Genomic DNA, 16,577 nt, shown 5'->3' with positions numbered 1-16,577 from the left:
TGGCGAAGATCGGCGACCGCTGGGTCCTGCTCGGCCTCACCAGCCGTCCCGGCAACGGCGACCTGACCTGCGCGACGGCCCCGTCGATCTACACCTCCGCCGTCGCCTACGCGCCTTGGATCGCCGAAAAAACCGCCCCCGGCCCCGCTGCTTGACGGTCCCTGAAGGCCACTGTGTCTTCAAAAGCCCGTCGCCTCGTCGGCGACGGGCCTCACAGCGTAAAACGCCGTGATGGTGGCCTTCAGGGGCATTTACTCGGCGTTGCTGGAGTGGCCGGGGAACAGGTGCGCGTCCGGGTTCAGGGCGACGGCGATGTTGTTGACGGCCGTCGCGGCCTCGCCGAAGCCGGTCGCGATCAGCTTCACCTTGCCCGGGTACGCGGCGACGTCGCCCGCGGCGTAGACGCGGTCGCGCGCCGTCGCCATCGTCGAGTCGACGGAGATGGCGCGGTGATCGATCTCCAGGCCCCAGCTCTCGATCGGGCCGAGATCCGCGGTGAAACCGAGCGCGGCGACCACGGAATTCGCGGGCAGTGACAGCGTTTCGCCACCCTTGACGTCGATTTCGACGCCGACGAGCGCCCCATCCGGCCCGGCGACGAACTGCGTGACCTCGGCGTCGGTGACGATGCGGACGCCGAGCGCGGTGGCCTGCCGCACGATCGACTCCGCGGCGCGGAACTTCGCGCGGCGGTGCACGAGAGTGACACTCGCGGCCGTCGGATGCAGTGCGAGCACCCAGTCGAACGCCGAGTCGCCGCCACCGACGACGATCACGTGGTGCCCCGCGTGCGCGGCCAGCGAAGGCACGAAATGGACCATCCCCCGGCCGAGCCACTCCGTCCCGGCGGGCAAGGGGCGTGGGGTGAACTCGCCGATGCCCGCGGTGATCAGCACCGACTTGGCGTGCACGAGCTCACCGCCGTCGAGGGTGAGCGTGACGCCGCCGTCCTGCGCTGTCTCCAGCTTCTCGGCCTTGCGGCCCAGCAAGTACGTGGGCTTCCACGGCGCGACCTGGTCGACGAGGCCCTGGACGAGATCTCGCCCCTTCACCGCGGCGAACCCGCCGACGTCGTAGATCATCTTCTCCGGGTACATCGCCGTGACCTGCCCGCCCGCTTCGGGCAGCGAGTCCACGATGGCCATCGACAGGCCACGGAACCCCGCGTAGTAGGCGGCGAACAGGCCCGTGGGACCCGCGCCGATGATCACGATGTCGAAAGAGGAATCCCCAGAAGACCCAGTCATGGGCTCGCTCCAGCCAGTGGTGGATGGCAGTGATCGAGAACACAGCCGATCCTAGCCACTTTGGTGCCCAAGGACACGGAGCGGCCGCGCCGGTACTGCGCGAAACTGGGGTCATGGCTGAACAGGAATACCGGATCGAACACGACACCATGGGTGAGGTTCGCGTCCCGGTCGACGCTCTTTACCGCGCGCAGACGCAGCGGGCCGTGGAGAACTTCCCGATCTCCGGCCGCGGCTTGGAGCGTGCCCAGATCCGCGCGCTCGGCCTGCTCAAGGCCGCCGCCGCGCGGGTGAACGCGAAGCTCGGCGTGCTCGACGCCGACATCGCCGAGGCCGTCGCGAAGGCCGCCGACGAGGTCGCCGAAGGGGTGCACGACGCGCACTTCCCGATCGACGTGTTCCAGACCGGCTCCGGCACGTCGTCGAACATGAACGCCAACGAGGTCATCGCGACGCTCGCCACCCGCGCGCTGGGCCGCGACGTCCACCCGAACGACCACGTCAACGCGTCGCAGTCGTCGAACGACACGTTCCCGACGACGATCCACGTCGCCGCGACCGAGGCCGTCCTGGTCGACGTCATCCCGGCACTGGAGCACCTCGCGACCGCGATCGAGGCGCGCGCGGCGGACTGGGCAGACGTGGTCAAGTCCGGCCGCACGCACCTGATGGACGCCGTCCCGATCACGCTGGGCCAGGAGGCGGGCGCGTGGGCGTCGCAGATCCGGTTCGCCATCGAACGGCTGAAGTCCGGCCTGCCCCGGCTGGGTGAGCTGCCGATCGGGGGCACCGCGGTCGGCTCCGGCCTCAACGCGCCCGACGGCTTCGGCGGCGCTGTCGCGGCGGAACTCGCGTCGGTCACCGGCCTGCCGCTCATCGAGGCGCGTGACCACTTCGAGGCACAGGCGACGCAGGACAGCGTCGTCGAGACGTCCGGCCACCTGCGCACGCTCGCGGTGTCGCTGAACAAGATCGCGAACGACCTGCGCTGGCTGGGTTCCGGCCCGCGCACCGGCCTCGGCGAGCTGGCCCTGCCGGACCTGCAGCCCGGCTCGTCGATCATGCCCGGCAAGGTGAACCCGGTGATCCCGGAGGCGACCCTGCAGGTCGTCGCGCAGGTGATCGGCAACGACGCGGCGGTGGCCTTCGCGGGCGCGGCGGGCAACTTCCAGCTCAACGTCAACCTCCCGGTGATCGCCCGCAACGTCCTGGAATCCGCCCGTCTGCTCGCGGCCGTTTCGCGCTTGCTGGCGGACAAGGTCTTCGACGGCGTGACCGCGAACGTCGAGCGTGCGCGGCAGTACGCCGAGGGTTCGCCGTCGATCGTCACGCCGCTGAACTCCTACATCGGCTACGAAGAGGCCGCGGCCGTGGCGAAGCAGGCTCTGAAGGAGCTGAAGACGATCCGCGAGGTCGTCATCGAGCGCGGCCTGGTGTCGGGCGGGAAGCTGACCGAGGCCCAGCTCGACGAGGCACTGGACGTCCTGCGGATGGCGCGCGGCGGCAAGTAGCTCCCCGCTCCGAAGTGTCATGAAAGGGTCTTTCCAGGCAATTTTTGTCCGGAAAGACCCTTTCATGACACTCGAGACCCCGGAGCCGGAGCCCGGCCGCCACCCCCAGCGACACCAGCCCCACCCCGGCGAGCTGCACCGGCCGGAACTCCTGCACCCCCAGCAGGAGTGACACGGCCAGCCCGGCCACCGGCATCAGGCCGATGAGCACCCCGGCACGATCGGCCCCCAGCGCCGACACCGCCGAGTACCAGAAGCAGAACGCCACGGCCGTCACCACGACCGCGAGCACCAGCAGAGCGCCGAGTTGCCGCGCGTCAGGCATCTGCCAGGCCCCGGCGGGATCGGCCACGGTCCCGATCAGCGCGGCCCCGATCGCGGCCGCCCAGCAGCTCCAGGTCGACGTCGCCAGCGGCCCGAGCCGCGACACCAGCCCGACGGCCAGCAGCGTGAAGCACGCTTCGCACAACGTCGCCCCCGCGGCGAGCAGGAGCCCTGGCCCGTGAGCCGCTCCCCCGCCGGACAGCAGGGCGATCCCCGCCGCGGCGAAGACGGCCCCCACCACGGGTGCCGCCGACGGCCGCCGCCCGGCCATCAGGGGTGCGCCGAGCGCCAGCACGAGCGGGCTTCCCCCGAGCATCGCCGCGACCAGGCCCGGCTCGGCGTAGCGCTGCGCGAGCAGCAGGCACGCCTGGAAGCCGACCATCCCGGTCGCGGCGAGCGCGAACAACGTCGGGACGTCACGCAGTCGCGGCCGGGGCAACGGGCGCCGCCCCAGCCGTGCCCAGGCCAGCAGCAGCAATCCGCCGAGCGCGTAGCGCAGCGCCTGACCGGTGAGCAGCGGATAGTCGTTCAGCATTCCCGTCACCGGCACCGAACCGCCCACGATCACCGAGGTCGAAATCCCGGCCAGCACTCCCTTGTTCATGGCCCCAGCCTGCCTTCATGGTGGACCACTCGGAAGGACCACCGAAGCACTCTGGAACTGGACCACTTACCGGCGTCGCAAGGCCGGGTCGGTCAGCGCCGGCGGGGCCCAGTCGGCGTCGAACCTGTTGAGGTCGGTGCCCGGCGGGACGATCGCGTCGATCCGGTCGAGCGCACCGGCGTCGAGCACGAGATCGGTGCCCGCCAGCAGGTCGGCGAGCTGTTCCGGGGTCCGCGGCCCGATGATCGCCGAGGTGACGCCCGGATGCGCCCGCACGAACGCCAGCGCCACGTGGGTCAGCGGCCTGCCGAGCTCCGCGGCCAGCTTCTTCAGCTCGGCCACCGCCACCAGCTTGGCCGCGTTCGCCGGCAGCGCGGGGTCGAACTTGTGCGCCTGCAGGAGCCGCCGCCCGACCGAAAGGTCCACATCGGACGCCTTGTCGTACCGGCCGGACAGCCAGCCGCTGGCCAGCGGGCTCCAGGTGAGCACGCCCATCCCGTACTTCAGCGTCGTCGGCAGCACGGCGGACTCGATCGCGCGGTTGAAGATCGAGTACGGCGGCTGCTCGGTGCGGAACCGCACGTGGCCGCGCTTTTCCGCGACCCACTGCGCCTCCACGATCTGCTCCGCCGGGAGCATCGACGAGCCTGCCACGCGCACCTTGCCCGCCCGCACGAAATCGGACAGCACCGACAGCGTCTCGTCGATGTCCGTCGTCGCGTCGGGCCGGTGGATCTGATAGAGGTCGACGTAGTCCGTGTCGAGGCGGCGCAGGCTGTCGTCGAGCGCGCGGGTCAGCCAGCGGCGGGAGTTGCCGCCCTGGTTGGCGTCCGGGCCCATCGGGAAATGTCCCTTGGTGGCCAGCACTACGTCGTCGCGGCGGCCCTTGAGCGCCTTGCCGATGATCCGCTCGTTCTCGCCGGCCGAGTACATGTCCGCGGTGTCCACGAAGTTGATGCCGCGGTCGAGCGCGGCGTGCACCATGCGGATGCCGTCCTCGTGGTCCGGGTTCCCCCAGGAGCCGAGCATCATCCCGCCGAAGGCCAGCTCACTGACGGAAATGCCCGTTCCACCCAGAATTCGTCGCTGCATTGTGTTCTCCCAGCTCGCTCGTCCGTGAGACCCACAGTGCTGGCGTCCGCACGATCGGACCAGGCCACCCGCAACCTGGGTCCGCCAGTACCAGGCAGGGCGGCGGCCGAACACGGGATACTCGAAGGCATGAGCGACACCGCGGAGCTGGGAACGTTCCTGAAGGCGCGCCGCGCCGCACTCGATCCCGAGGACTTCGGCCTGCCCACCGGCGCCACCCAGCGGCGCGTGGCGGGCCTGCGCCGCGAGGAGTTGGCGCAGCTGGCCGGGATCAGCGTCGATTACTACACCCGCCTCGAACAGGGCCGCGCCGGCACCATCTCCGATTCGGTGCTCGGCGCGCTCGGCCGCGCGCTGCGGCTGCACACCGACGAGGAGGCGTACCTCCGCAATCTCGCCGCGCCGAAACGCAACCGCGCGCCGCGCCCGAAGCCGCAGCGGACCAGGCCGGAGCTGCAGCTCATGCTCGACGCCATCCAGGCGCCCGCGTTCGTGTTCGGCCGCTACCTCGACGTGCTCGCCTGGAACAAACTCGGCGGCACGCTCAGCTTCGACTTCGGCACCGCGGAGCCCGCCGAGCGCAACATCGCGAAGCTGTTCTTCCTCGACCCGCGAGCCCGTGACCTGCACCCGGAGTGGGAAAGCGTGGCCAAGGAGGTCGTCGCGAACCTGCGCTCGGAGAGCGGGCGGTACGCCGACGACCCGCGCCTCGCCCAGCTGGTCGGCGAGCTTTCGCTGGGCAGCGCTGAGTTCCGGAAGCTGTGGGCGGGCCATTCGGTGCGCGAGAAGGCACACGCGGTCAAGATCATGATGAACCCGATCGTGGGTGAGCTCGTGCTGCACTACGAGACCCTGCGCCTGCCCGACGACCCCGACCAGGGGCTGGTCATCTACACCGCGCAGCCGGGCTCGGCCAGCGAACGCGCTTTACGCCTGCTGGCCAGCTGGATCGCCGAGCCGGAGGTCCGCTCGGAACTTTCCTGAGAAAGCCGGTGTGACAAGAGTGGACCAGGTGTAACGTGGCCCGGCATGGATGGTGACTGGGCCACTTTGCACGAACTGCTCCTGCCCGCGATGTCCGCCGGCGGCGGACGGCCGGGCAAGGCGGCCGAAGCGGCGCTGCGCGAGGCCATCCGTTCGAGGCACCTCACCGCGGACACGCGGCTGCCGTCGTCACGCGACCTCGCCGGCCAGCTAGGGCTGGCCCGCGGCACGGTCACCGCGATGTACGAACAGCTCGTCGCCGAGGGTTACCTGCTGAGCAAACGCGGCTCCGGCACGCGGGTGGCGAGGCTGGACCAAGGTGACACCCCGGCCGCCGCCCCGCCGCCCGCGGACGAGCACTGGTCATACAACCTACGCCCCGGACTTCCCGCGCTGGCCGCCTTCCCCCGCGCCGAATGGCTTGCCGCGGAACGGGAAGCACTGGCCGACACCCCCGATTCGGCCCTCGGCTACCCGGACCCGGCGGGCCAGCCGGTGCTGCGCGCCGAACTCGCCGCCTACCTCGGCCGCGTCCGGGCACTGCCCACCACAGCGGGTGAGCTGGTGATCACCAGCGGTGCCGCCGAAGCGCTTTCCCTGCTGGCCAAGGATCTCTGCACGCGGGGGCTGCTCCGGATCGCCGTGGAGAACCCCAGCCACCGCGGCCAGGCCGACCTGCTCCTCCGCCAGGGACTGCAGCCGGTCGGCGTGCCGGTGGACGAACACGGCATCGTCGTCTCCGCTCTGTCCACTTCGGACTGTCAGGCGGTCGTGGTCAGTTCGGCGCACCAGTTCCCGCTGGGCGTCGCGCTGCATCCGGACCGACGCCGCGAGCTGCTGGCCTGGGCAAGACAGACCGGCGGGCTGGTCATCGAGGACGACTACGACGCCGAACACCGCTACGACCGGCCCGCGCTCGGCGCCCTGCGCGCGCTCGCGCCGGATCGGGTCGCCTACATCGGCAGCGTCAGCAAAGTTCTCGCGCCCGCATTGCGCATCGGCTGGCTGATCCCGCCCGCCAAGCTGCGCGCGAGGATCGTCGAGAACAAGCACCTGCACGACCTCGGGTGCGCGCCGCTGCCGCAGTCCGCGCTCGCGCGGCTCATTCGTTCGGGTGGTTACGACCGGCACCTGCGCCGCACCCGCCGCCTCTACCGCCAGCGGCGCGACGCCCTGCTCGAAGCGCTCGCGACGCAGCTGCCGCGCTGGCGGCCGATCGGCATCGCGGCCGGGCTGCACGTGGTCATCCGGCTCCCGGCGGGTACCGACGACCTTGCGCTGCAAGCTGAACTCGCCACGCGCGGCATCAACGCCCCTGCCCTGTCGCTGTACACGCACAGCCCTGGCAGGGCACCGTTTCCCGGGCTGGTGCTCGGCTACGCGGCGCTGCCGCCGGAGCGGCTGCGGGCGGCCGTGGCCCAGATGGCGGCCGTCGGCTGACTGCCCGACGCGAAACTGTCGGACCCTGCCCGCATGATGTCCTCATGTTGCTCGCAGCAGTCGTGACAGCGTCCACCGAGCTGGCCGCCACCCGGTCCAGGAAGGCGAAGATCGCCACCCTGGCCGAGCTGCTGCGCGCCGCGGACGAGACGGAGCTGCCCGCCGTGGTCGCGTTCCTGACCGGCCAGCCGACGCAGGGCCGCATCGGCACGGGCTGGCGGACCCTGGCCGACCTCGACGCACCTCCCGCCGCGGGCGCGGCGGTCACGGTGGCCGAGGTGGACGCGGCGCTGGGCGAGGTCGGCGCGGCGGCCGGGGCCGGGTCGGCCAAACGACGAAGCGAGGCGCTGCGCGAGCTGTTCGCGAAGGCGACGGAGGAGGAGCAGCGCTTTCTGTTCCGGTTGCTGACCGGCGAGCTTCGGCAGGGTGCGTTGGAGGGCGTGATGCTCGACGCGGTGGCCGCGGCCGCGGCGGTCCCGGCCGAGGAAGTGCGGCGCGCGTTCATGCTGTCCGGGCAGCTGCCGGTCACCGCGCTCGCGGCGATGGCCGGTGGGAGCGAGCGGCTGGCCGCGTTCCGGCTGCAGCTCGGCCGTCCGCTGCGGCCGATGCTCGCCTCACCGGCGGAGTCGCTGGCCGAAGCCGTCGGCGAGCACGCGAACGCGCTGGTCGAGTAAAAGATGGACGGGGCCCGGATCCAGGTCCACCGCGAGGGCGACGTCGTGCACGTGTACACCCGCACGCTGCGCGAGATCACCGGAAGCGTCGCGGAGCTGGTGGAGCTCGTGCGGGCGCTGCCGTGCGAGTCGGTGGTGCTCGACGGGGAAACCCTGGCGCTGACCGATGAGGGGCGGCCCCGGCCGTTCCAGGAGACGATGAGCCGGTTCGGCAGCACCCGGGAGGAGCAGGTCCGCGCGCTGCTGCTGCGGCCGTACTTCTTCGACTGCCTGCACCTCGACGGCGTCGACCTGCTGGACGCGCCGTTGTCCGAGCGCAACGAGGCCCTGCACAAGGTCGCGGGCGAGCACGTCATCCCCGGCGAGGTGAACCCGCCGAGCGCGGAGTCGGTGCTGGCGGCCGCGATGGCCGCCGGGCACGAGGGCGTCATGGTCAAAGCGCTCGACGCGCCGTACGCGGCGGGGCGGCGCGGGCGCGCGTGGCTGAAGGTCAAGCCGGTGCACACGATCGACCTGGTGGTGCTCGCCGCCGAATGGGGGCACGGGCGGCGCACCGGCACGCTGTCGAACCTGCATCTGGGCGCCCGCGATCCCGACGGCGGGCCGCCGATCATGGTGGGCAAGACGTTCAAGGGCCTCACCGACGAGCTGCTGGCCTGGCAGACCGCCCGCTTCCAGGAGATCGAGACGAGCCGGACGGACTGGGCGGTCCGGGTGCGCCCGGAGCTGGTCGTCGAAATCGAGCTGGACGGCGCCCAGGTGAGCACGCGCTACCCCGGCGGGCTCGCGCTGCGCTTCGCGAGGGTTGTCCGATATCGCCCGGACAAAGAAGCGGCCGAAGCGGACACGATCGAAACCGTGCGAGGTCTGCTCCACGGCAGGCGGCCCGAAATCCCCTGAGGAGAAGGAGAAAGACCTGGCCCGCAAAAACGTCAATTGGGACATTGCCGCCGTTTTTGGCTCACCCGCGGTCAAAGGCCAGACGAAAGTCGATGTTCCCGGACTCGGCGATGGATGAGAGTGACGCTGGAGCTTTCTCCATTTCGCCGAAAAAACTGGGAGACAAGTATGACTTTCCGCGTGCCTCTGGCTGTTCGACGGCCGGCGGTGGCCACGACGCTGCTCGCGAGCGCCACCCTGCTGGTGACGGCGTTCGCCGCCCCCGCGGGTGCCGCACCGGCGCCGACCGCCCCGCACCCGCCGTCGAAGCACCACTTCTCGGCGGCCGCGCAGTCGTTCGCCGGCGCGAAGACGGTCGAGCAGCGGGTGGCGAAGCTGGAAGCGGCGATGGCCACGTTGCCGAAGGAAAGCACCGCCTACAACGCGACGAAGCTCTGGAACTCCGGGATCACCGGCGCGGGCAGCACGGTCGCGACCCTGGTCTCGTTCGGCGACGACAAGGTCAAGCAGGTGCTCGACACCTACTCGCGCAACCACGGCCTGCCGCCGGCGAACCTCGAGGTCATCCAGCCCTCGGGCCCGGTCCCGGCCTGCACCGACCCCGGCGTCGACACCGCGACCTGCCAGGGCTGGGGCGGCGAGACCGACCTCGACGTGACGATGATGCACGCGATGGCGCCGAACGCGAAGATCGTCGTCGCGGCGACCCCGGTGGCCGAGACGCAGGGCTTCACCGGGCTGCCCGAGATGATGCACGCGGTCGACTACATGACCGAGCACAAGCTCGTCGACGTCATTTCGATGAGCTTCGGCACGACGGAGGAGAACTTCCCGTCGTTCGACTCGATCAAGACCCTCGACCCGGCGCTGGACCGCGCGAGCAAGGCCGGGATCACCATGGTCGCCTCCTCCGGCGACGACGGCCCGACCGGCGGCTACCTCTACGGCCCCGGCAACTACCCGTACCGGGTCGCCAGCTGGCCGGCGAGTGACCCGCGGGTCACCACCCTGGGCGGCACCCAGCTGCACCTGGACGCCACCGGCGCCCGCACCAAGCCCGACGACGTGGTGAACGTCGCCGAAAACGGCTTCTCCGAGGGCGCGGGCTTCTCCAAGACGTACGCCCGCCCGTCATGGCAGAACGGCGTCAAGAAGATCACCGGCAGCACGATGCGCTCGTTCCCGGACATCAGCATGGAAGGCGTCCAGGGCACTTCGCAGTCCGCGCCGCTGTTCGCGGGCGTGCTCGCCCTCGCCGTGCAGGCCAACCACGGCAAGCTCGGCCAGATCAACCCGGCCCTGTACACGAAGCTCGGCCCGCAGGGCGCCAAGGCGGGCATCATCGACGTCGTGACCGGCGACAACAGCCAAGACGGCGTCGTCGGCTTCACTGCCGCGAAGGGCTTCGACGTGGCCACCGGCTGGGGCACGCTCGACGCCTCGGTCTTCGTCCCGGCCCTGGTCAAGGCCGTCCGCTAGCCAAAATAGGAGCAAGGGACCTTTGCTATCGTCTCCTCGCACACGATTACCTCGTGCACGTTGGAACGCTAGCAAAGGTCCCTTGCTCCCGTTTGGGGCTCGGGCGGTGGGGTGGGCGGCATCGGCAGGCGAGCTGGCTGCTCCGTCCGTACGGTTACCGAAATGGTCAATCCGAAGATCGCGCGCGGCTGGTTCGCGGTGACCGCGCTGGTGGTGCTGACCGGCCTGGTCGTCCAGGTCGTGTCGACGGCGGACACCACCGAGGGCCTGTTCGACGCCGTGGCCGGGCGGCTGGCGAACCTGCTCTGTTTCTTCACCATCGACTCGAATCTGCTGGTCGGTGGGACCTGCCTGTTGCTGGCGCTCGGCCTGACCCGGCCGTCGACGCTGTTCCGGGTGCTGCGGCTCGACGCGCTCGTCGGCATCGCGGTGACCGGCATCGTCTACCAGGTCGCGCTGGCCGGGCTCTACCACCTCAGCGGCGCGGCCGCGTTCGCCGACACGATGCTGCACAAGGTGTCGCCGATCCTCTGCGTGCTGGGCTGGCTGTTGTTCGGCCCGCGCGGCGCGCTCACCTGGCGCGTAGTCGGGCTCTCGACGGCGTTCCCGCTGATCTGGCTCGCGTTCACGCTGGTCCGGGGCGCGATCGACGACTACTACCCGTACCCGTTCCTCGACGCGCAGGCCCTCGGCTACGGCCGGGTCGTGCTGAACTGCCTGCTCGTCGCCGTCCTGTTCACCGCCCTGGCCTCCGGCGCCCTGCTGCTCGACCGCGTCCTCGCCAACCGAACCGTCAGGCCCGAACCCGCCTGAACGCGTTGACCGGATCGGCCGCCGCGCCGAACGCGAGCGTGCGCAGCGCGCCGCGTCGGCGGTCCACCGGCCTGCCCGCCGCGACCCGGTGCATCTGCTGGGTGTGCCATTGGATCTCGAGCAGGCTGTCGGCCAGCCGGATGCCGGTCCGCGGGCACAGCCGCTCGGCGCGCACGTCCTCACCGGCCAGCAGGCGCCCCGGCAACCCGGGGTCGACGATCACGGGCCGCCCGAGCCCGACGACGTCCAGCGCGCCGGAGTCCAGTGCCGCTGCCATCCCGGCGGCCGTGGTGAACCCGCCGGTGACCATCAGCGCGACGTCACTGACCTGACGGGCTTTGGCGGCGTAATCCAGGAAATAGGCCTCGCGGCTGACCGTGCTGGCGCGACCGGAACCCATCATCGCGGCCTTCTCATAGGTGCCGCCGGAGATCTCCAGCAGGTCGAGACCGGATTCCCCCAGCTCACGGACGACGCGAAGCGACTCGCCCTCGTCGAAGCCGCCGCGCTGGAAGTCGGCGCTGTTGAGCTTGACCGACAGCGGGACCGCGTCGCCGACCTCCGCACGGACCCGCCGGACCAGGGTGAGCAGGAACCGGCGGCGGCCTTCGGCGTCGCCACCCCACTCGTCGGTGCGCAGGTTGGTCAGCGGCGAAAGGAACTGCGAGATCAGGTAACCGTGGGCGCCGTGCAGCTGGACGCCGGTGAAGCCCGCGTCGACGAACGTGCGCGCGGCCAGCGCGAACCGCTCGATGATCGCCTCGATTTCGACACCGGTGAGCGCGCGGGGCGTCGCGAACACCGAGCGGATGCCGCGGTCGCCGAACGGGACAGCCGAGGGCGCGACAGGCTGCCGGGACAGGAAGCGCGGGCTCTGCCTGCCGGGGTGGTTGAGCTGGACCCACAGCTGGGCGTCGGTGCCGCCGGTCGCGGCCGCCCACTGCCGGTACGCGCCGGGGTCCGGCTCGGCGGGCAGCGCGACGTTGCGCGGTTCGCCCAGCGCCGCCGGATCGACCATGACATTGCCGGTGAACAGCGCGCCCGCGCCGCCGCGCGCCCACGTCCGGTACAGCTCAATGAGCTCGGGACTCGGGTTGTTGCGTCGGTCGCCCAGCTGCTCGCTCAGCGCCGATTTGGCGAGCCGGTGCGGCAGCACCGCCCCGCACCGCAGCTTGAAGGGCTCGGCCAGGAGGTCTTGCGTGAGCGTCATCGCGTTCCCGTCGCCGCAGGTCACCTTACCGGCGGTAATACTACCTGAAAGTAGATACCGGCGGTATGTCAGCAGGTCCGGAAGCTGGTCGTTAAGGTCGGGGCATGACGGCGATTGTGCAGAACCTGGTCACCTCGGGCGTGTTCGAGCTCGACGGTGGCAGCTGGGAAGTCGACAACAACGTCTGGATCGTGGGTGACGAGAACGAGGTGCTGGTGATCGACGCCGCCCACGACGCGGCGGCGATCGCGGACATCGTCGGTGACCGCCAGGTCAGGGCCATCGTCAGCACCCACGGACACAACGACCACGTCAACGCCGCGCCGGAACTGGCGAAACGCACGGGCGCGCCGATCCTGCTGCACCCCGAGGACCGCGTCGTCTGGGACCTGACCCATCCGGACCGCGCACCCGACGGCGAACTCACCGACGGGCAGAAGGTGACCGTCGCGGGCACCGAACTGCGGGTCATCCACACCCCCGGCCACGCGCCCGGCGCGGTCTGCCTCTACGCCGAGAGCCTCGGCGTGGTGTTCACCGGGGACACCCTGTTCCACGGCGGCCCCGGCGCCACCGGACGGTCCTATTCGGACTATCCGACGATCGTGAAGTCCATCAGGGAGAAGCTTTTCGCCCTCCCCGAGGCCACGAGTGTGCGCACCGGGCACGGCGAGAGCACCACCATCGGCGCCGAGAAGACGGCCTCGAAGGATTGGGACTAGTCACCAGCTCCGTAAGCGAGGTCTCACCCGGCCAGCCGCGGCACCACCGGCTCCACCCGGGCCCGCACTTTCGCCTCGTCCGCCAGGGACCGCGCCCAGGCCTGCAGCCCGGCGACGTCGATGCCGTACGGCGGCGACTCCCGGAACGGCTCGACGTTCTCCGCGCCCCGCTCCAGCAGCGCGGCCGCGCCCGTCCCGTTCCCCCGGAAGGCGTGCGTGAGACCGACCGCGAGCTGCGCCAGTCCGCGCCAGAGCTCCCGCTCGGGCCCGTCCGCCGACTTCCAGGCATCCTCGAGGACTTCGTGCGCATGGAACGGTTTGCCCTCGTCGAGCAGGCGTTGCGCCTCGGCGAGGGAGTCCGCCGGTGTGCGCACGACGCCCTCCGGTGCCCGCTCGACCCCTTCGGCGCCGTAGGGCAGCGGCCTGCCGAGTCCGTCGCGGGGGCGGGCGTTGCGGGCGCGGCCGTCGTCGTCACGATCCCGGTCGGTCATGCCCTCAGTCTCCCATGCGGCTACCCTGGGGACTCGTGCGCTTTCTGGATGGGCATCGACCCGCTCATGACCTGACCTACGACGACGTGTTCCTGCTGCCGAACCGCTCGGACGTGGAGTCCCGCTTCGACGTCGACCTGTCCACTGTGGACGGTACCGGCGCGACGATCCCCATCGTGGTGGCCAATATGACGGCCGTCGCCGGCCGCCGCATGGCCGAGACGGTGGCCCGCCGCGGCGGGCTGGTGGTGCTCCCGCAGGACGTCGACACCGCCGCCGTCGCCGACATCATCAGCTGGGTGAAGAGCCGCCACACCGTGTGGGACACGCCGCTCGTGCTGACCGGTGGTGACGCCGTCGCCGACGCGCTGAACCTGGTCGGCAAACGCGCCCACGGTGCCGTCGTGGTCGTCGACGGCGAAGGCAGGCCCGTCGGCATCGTCGACGAAGCTGCCTGCAACGGCGTAGACCGCTTCGCCCGCCTCGCGGACGTCGCCGAGCCCGCGCTGGTCGCGGTCCCGCTGGACACCGCGCCGCGTGAGGTCTTCGAGCAGCTGCACGCCCACGGCGCCCGGCTCGCGCTGGGCCTCGACGCCGACGGCCGCCTCGCGGGCGTGATGACCGCGGTCGGCGCGTTGCGCGCGGACATCTACACCCCGGCCGTCGACGCCGCCGGGCAGCTCCGGGTCGCCGCCGCGGTGGGCGTGAACGGCGACGTCGCGGCGAAGGCCGAGGCCGTGCTGGCCGCCGGTGTCGACGTCCTCGTGGTCGACACCGCGCACGGGCACCAGGAGAAAATGATCGCCGCGCTGAAGGCCGTGCGATCCGTCTCGCCGCAGGTCCCGGTGGTCGCGGGCAACGTCGTGACCGCCGAGGGCACGCGCGACCTCATCCAGGCGGGCGCCGACGTGGTCAAGATCGGCGTCGGGCCCGGCGCGATGTGTACGACGCGGATGATGACCGGCGTCGGCCGCCCCCAGTTCTCCGCGGTCGCCGAATGCGCCACCGCGGCCCGTGAACTCGGCAAGCACGTCTGGGCCGACGGCGGCGTCCGCCACCCCCGCGACATCGCGCTGGCGATGGCCGCGGGCGCGTCGGCCGCGATGGTCGGCTCCTGGTTCGCCGGCACCCACGAATCCCCCGGCGACCTGCGTTACGACGAGCAGGGCCGCCCGTACAAAGAGTCGTTTGGCATGGCGTCGAAGCGCGCCGTCGGCGCACGGACGCGCACGGACAACGCCTTCGACCGCGCCCGCAAGGGCCTGTTCGAGGAGGGCATCTCGGCCTCGCGCATGGCCCTCGACCCGGCGCGCCCCGGCGTCGAGGACCTGCTCGACTCGATCGGTTCCGGCGTCCGCTCGGCCTGCACCTACGCCGGGGCCCGCACGCTCGAGGAGTTCCACGAGCGCGCGGTCCTCGGCGTGCAGTCCGCGGCGGGATTCGCGGAGGGAAGGCCCCTGCCCGCGGGCTGGTAGCTCTCCCACGTGTCATGAAAGGGTCTTTCAGGGCAAAAATTGCCCTGAAAGACCCTTTCATGACACTTCCGAGGGCCTACCCGTGGTCCTCCAGCATCTCCGTAACCAGCGCGGCGATCGGAGAGCGCTCGGACCGCGTCAGCGTGACGTGCGCGAACAGCGGGTGACCCTTCAGCTTCTCGATCACCGCCGAGACGCCGTCATGCCGCCCGACCCGCAGGTTGTCGCGCTGTGCGACGTCGTGGGTGAGGACCACCCGCGAAGCCGTGCCGAGACGTGAGAGCACGGTCAGGAGCACGTTGCGCTCCAGTGACTGTGCCTCGTCCACGATGACGAACGTGTCGTGCAGCGAGCGGCCGCGGATGTGCGTCAACGGCAGCACCTCGAGCATCCCGCGGTCGAACACCTCGTCCAGCACGGCCTGGCTGACCAGCGAGCCCAGGGTGTCGAACACCGCCTGCGCCCAGGGCGACATCTTCTCGCTCTCGGAGCCGGGAAGGTAGCCGAGGTCCTGCCCGCCGACCGCGTACACCGGCCGGAACACCACGACCTTGCGGTGCGCGCGGCGCTCCATCACCGACTCGAGGCCCGCGCACAGCGCCAGCGCCGACTTCCCCGTCCCGGCTCGTCCGCCCAGCGAGACGATGCCGACGTCCGGGTCCAGCAGCAGGTCCAGCGCCACGCGCTGCTCGGCCGAGCGGCCGCGCAGCCCGAACGCCTCACGATCGCCCCGCACCAGCCGGATCCGCTTGTCCGCGGTCACCCGTCCCAGCCCGCTCGAACTCCCCGCCAGCAGCCGCAGCCCCGTGTGACAGGGCAGCTCACCGATCTCCGGCAGCCCGAACTCCGCCGGGTCGACCGTGCTGCCCGAGAACAGCGCGTCGACCATGTCCTGCTGGACGTCCACGTCCGCCATCCCGGTGAAACCGGACGGCGTGACGTCCTGCGCGCGGTACTCGTCCGCGTCCAACCCCACGGCACCCGCCTTGACCCGCAGCGGGATGTCCTTGGTGACCAGCGTGACCGAAGGCAGTTCCGCCGCCAGGTTCAGCGCGCAGGCCAGGATGCGGTGGTCGTTGGAGTCGGTGCGGAAGCCCACCGGCAGGACCGTGGGGTCCGAGTGGTTCAGCTCTACCTGGAGCGTCCCGCCGTGCTCGCCGATCGGGATCGGCGCGTCGAGCCTGCCGTATTGCCGGCGCAGGTCGTCGAGCATGCGAAGAGCTTCGCGAGCGAACCAGCCCAGTTCGGGATGGTGACGTTTCGCCTCCAGTTCACTGATGACGACCAGCGGAAGCACGACGGCGTGCTCGGCGAATCGGGTCACCGACCAGGGGTCGGACAGCAGAACCGAAGTGTCGAGAACGTAGGTGGCGCGCTGTGGATCGGGCGAGATCGAGGCTTTCTCAGTGCCAGTGGCACCGGTCGAAGAGCGGCCAGAGGAGGCCTTACGGGGTGAACGCTGCGCAGTCACGACGGCATCTCCCTCGTGGGCGTGGCACCACGCCCGCACTCGCTGGGCCGGGCATCCTCCCTGGCTGGTCCGCTCTGGCTGACGCTGGTGCGTCAGCTCACGCGGCCACGAGGGCCGGGTGCCGGCCCCCTCGTGCGCTT

At 70.9% G+C, this 16,577-nt stretch carries 13 protein-coding genes and 2 pseudogenes; 9 read left to right on the top strand and 6 right to left on the bottom strand.

The features are described 5' to 3' along the window. Positions 1-155, top strand: a pseudogene (locus QMK34_RS32000) (serine protease); the annotation flags it as partial. 96 nt (positions 156-251) lie between these two features. Here QMK34_RS32000 and QMK34_RS31995 read toward each other — a convergent pair. Continuing rightward, a complete protein-coding gene (locus QMK34_RS31995; protein ID WP_326418367.1) occupies positions 252-1,247 on the bottom strand; it encodes an NAD(P)/FAD-dependent oxidoreductase in 996 nt (331 codons plus the stop codon). Between the two features lie 113 nt (positions 1,248-1,360). Between QMK34_RS31995 and QMK34_RS31990 the strand changes: the two genes are divergently transcribed. Then, positions 1,361-2,758: a class II fumarate hydratase gene (locus QMK34_RS31990; protein ID WP_326418366.1), complete on the top strand. Its 1,398-nt coding sequence runs from the start codon at positions 1,361-1,363 to the stop codon at positions 2,756-2,758. On the opposite strand, the gene QMK34_RS31985 is transcribed toward QMK34_RS31990, so the two are convergent. Both QMK34_RS31985 and QMK34_RS31980 read right to left on the bottom strand, forming a co-directional pair. Then, on the bottom strand, positions 2,664-3,686 hold the full coding sequence (locus QMK34_RS31985; protein ID WP_326418365.1) for a DMT family transporter: 1,023 nt from the start codon (positions 3,684-3,686) through the stop codon (positions 2,664-2,666). The two genes, QMK34_RS31990 and QMK34_RS31985, sit on opposite strands and share 95 nt — an antisense overlap. 66 nt (positions 3,687-3,752) lie before the next feature. Beyond that, positions 3,753-4,778, bottom strand: a complete 1,026-nt coding sequence (locus tag QMK34_RS31980; protein ID WP_326418364.1) for an aldo/keto reductase — start codon at positions 4,776-4,778, stop codon at positions 3,753-3,755. A gap of 129 nt (positions 4,779-4,907) precedes the next feature. Between QMK34_RS31980 and QMK34_RS31975 the strand changes: the two genes are divergently transcribed. The 5 genes and pseudogenes from QMK34_RS31975 (at position 4,908) to QMK34_RS31955 (ending at position 11,068) form a co-directional block, all read left to right on the top strand. Further along, positions 4,908-5,762, top strand: coding sequence for a helix-turn-helix transcriptional regulator (locus QMK34_RS31975; protein ID WP_326418363.1), 855 nt, complete (start codon positions 4,908-4,910; stop codon positions 5,760-5,762). A gap of 45 nt (positions 5,763-5,807) precedes the next feature. Beyond that, complete coding sequence (pdxR, locus tag QMK34_RS31970) at positions 5,808-7,202, top strand: MocR-like pyridoxine biosynthesis transcription factor PdxR (RefSeq protein ID WP_326418362.1); 1,395 nt, start codon at positions 5,808-5,810, stop codon at positions 7,200-7,202. A 44-nt stretch (positions 7,203-7,246) separates the two neighbouring features. Then, positions 7,247-8,776, top strand: a pseudogene (locus QMK34_RS31965) (ATP-dependent DNA ligase). Between the two features lie 180 nt (positions 8,777-8,956). Then, positions 8,957-10,255, top strand: a complete 1,299-nt coding sequence (locus QMK34_RS31960) for a S53 family peptidase (RefSeq protein ID WP_326418361.1) — start codon at positions 8,957-8,959, stop codon at positions 10,253-10,255. A 162-nt stretch (positions 10,256-10,417) separates the two neighbouring features. Next, the gene (locus tag QMK34_RS31955; protein ID WP_326418360.1) at positions 10,418-11,068 is read left to right on the top strand and encodes a Pr6Pr family membrane protein; all 651 of its coding nucleotides are present in this window, start codon (positions 10,418-10,420) and stop codon (positions 11,066-11,068) included. Here QMK34_RS31955 and QMK34_RS31950 read toward each other — a convergent pair. Beyond that, positions 11,049-12,278 carry an NADH:flavin oxidoreductase/NADH oxidase family protein gene (locus QMK34_RS31950; RefSeq protein ID WP_326418359.1) on the bottom strand — a complete coding sequence of 410 codons (1,230 nt, stop codon included), beginning with the start codon at positions 12,276-12,278 and terminating at the stop codon, positions 11,049-11,051. The genes QMK34_RS31955 and QMK34_RS31950 overlap by 20 nt on opposite strands. 104 nt (positions 12,279-12,382) lie before the next feature. Between QMK34_RS31950 and QMK34_RS31945 the strand changes: the two genes are divergently transcribed. After that, a complete protein-coding gene (locus tag QMK34_RS31945; RefSeq protein ID WP_326418358.1) occupies positions 12,383-13,000 on the top strand; it encodes an MBL fold metallo-hydrolase in 618 nt (205 codons plus the stop codon). Positions 13,001-13,023: 23 nt separating this feature from the next. Here the strand turns inward: QMK34_RS31945 and QMK34_RS31940 are convergent, their stop codons facing one another. Beyond that, positions 13,024-13,491 (bottom strand): DUF309 domain-containing protein, encoded by a 468-nt coding sequence (locus QMK34_RS31940; protein ID WP_326418357.1) that lies wholly within the window; start codon positions 13,489-13,491, stop codon positions 13,024-13,026. A 35-nt stretch (positions 13,492-13,526) separates the two neighbouring features. Between QMK34_RS31940 and QMK34_RS31935 the strand changes: the two genes are divergently transcribed. Beyond that, the gene (locus tag QMK34_RS31935; protein WP_326418356.1) at positions 13,527-14,966 is read left to right on the top strand and encodes a GuaB1 family IMP dehydrogenase-related protein; all 1,440 of its coding nucleotides are present in this window, start codon (positions 13,527-13,529) and stop codon (positions 14,964-14,966) included. Between the two features lie 76 nt (positions 14,967-15,042). Here the strand turns inward: QMK34_RS31935 and QMK34_RS31930 are convergent, their stop codons facing one another. Further along, entirely contained in the window at positions 15,043-16,437 is a 1,395-nt protein-coding gene (locus QMK34_RS31930; RefSeq protein WP_326418355.1) for a PhoH family protein, read from the bottom strand. Between the last annotated feature and the right edge of the window lie 140 nt (positions 16,438-16,577).

Origin of the sequence: Amycolatopsis sp. H20-H5 (genome assembly GCF_035828755.1) — a bacterium.
Lineage (GTDB): Bacteria > Actinomycetota > Actinomycetes > Mycobacteriales > Pseudonocardiaceae > Amycolatopsis.
This window is presented reverse-complemented; position numbering and strand designations above follow the sequence as displayed.

Coding starts and splice junctions, on each gene's coding strand:
- QMK34_RS31995 (WP_326418367.1), bottom strand. CDS start 1,247: ATGACTGGGTCTTCTGGGGATTCCTCTTTCGACATCGTGATCATCGGC.
- QMK34_RS31990 (WP_326418366.1), top strand. CDS start 1,361: ATGGCTGAACAGGAATACCGGATCGAACACGACACCATGGGTGAGGTT.
- QMK34_RS31980 (WP_326418364.1), bottom strand. CDS start 4,778: ATGCAGCGACGAATTCTGGGTGGAACGGGCATTTCCGTCAGTGAGCTG.
- QMK34_RS31945 (WP_326418358.1), top strand. CDS start 12,383: ATGACGGCGATTGTGCAGAACCTGGTCACCTCGGGCGTGTTCGAGCTC.
- QMK34_RS31955 (WP_326418360.1), top strand. CDS start 10,418: ATGGTCAATCCGAAGATCGCGCGCGGCTGGTTCGCGGTGACCGCGCTG.
- QMK34_RS31985 (WP_326418365.1), bottom strand. CDS start 3,686: ATGAACAAGGGAGTGCTGGCCGGGATTTCGACCTCGGTGATCGTGGGC.
- QMK34_RS31940 (WP_326418357.1), bottom strand. CDS start 13,491: ATGACCGACCGGGATCGTGACGACGACGGCCGCGCCCGCAACGCCCGC.
- pdxR (WP_326418362.1), top strand. CDS start 5,808: ATGGATGGTGACTGGGCCACTTTGCACGAACTGCTCCTGCCCGCGATG.
- QMK34_RS31950 (WP_326418359.1), bottom strand. CDS start 12,278: ATGACGCTCACGCAAGACCTCCTGGCCGAGCCCTTCAAGCTGCGGTGC.
- QMK34_RS31975 (WP_326418363.1), top strand. CDS start 4,908: ATGAGCGACACCGCGGAGCTGGGAACGTTCCTGAAGGCGCGCCGCGCC.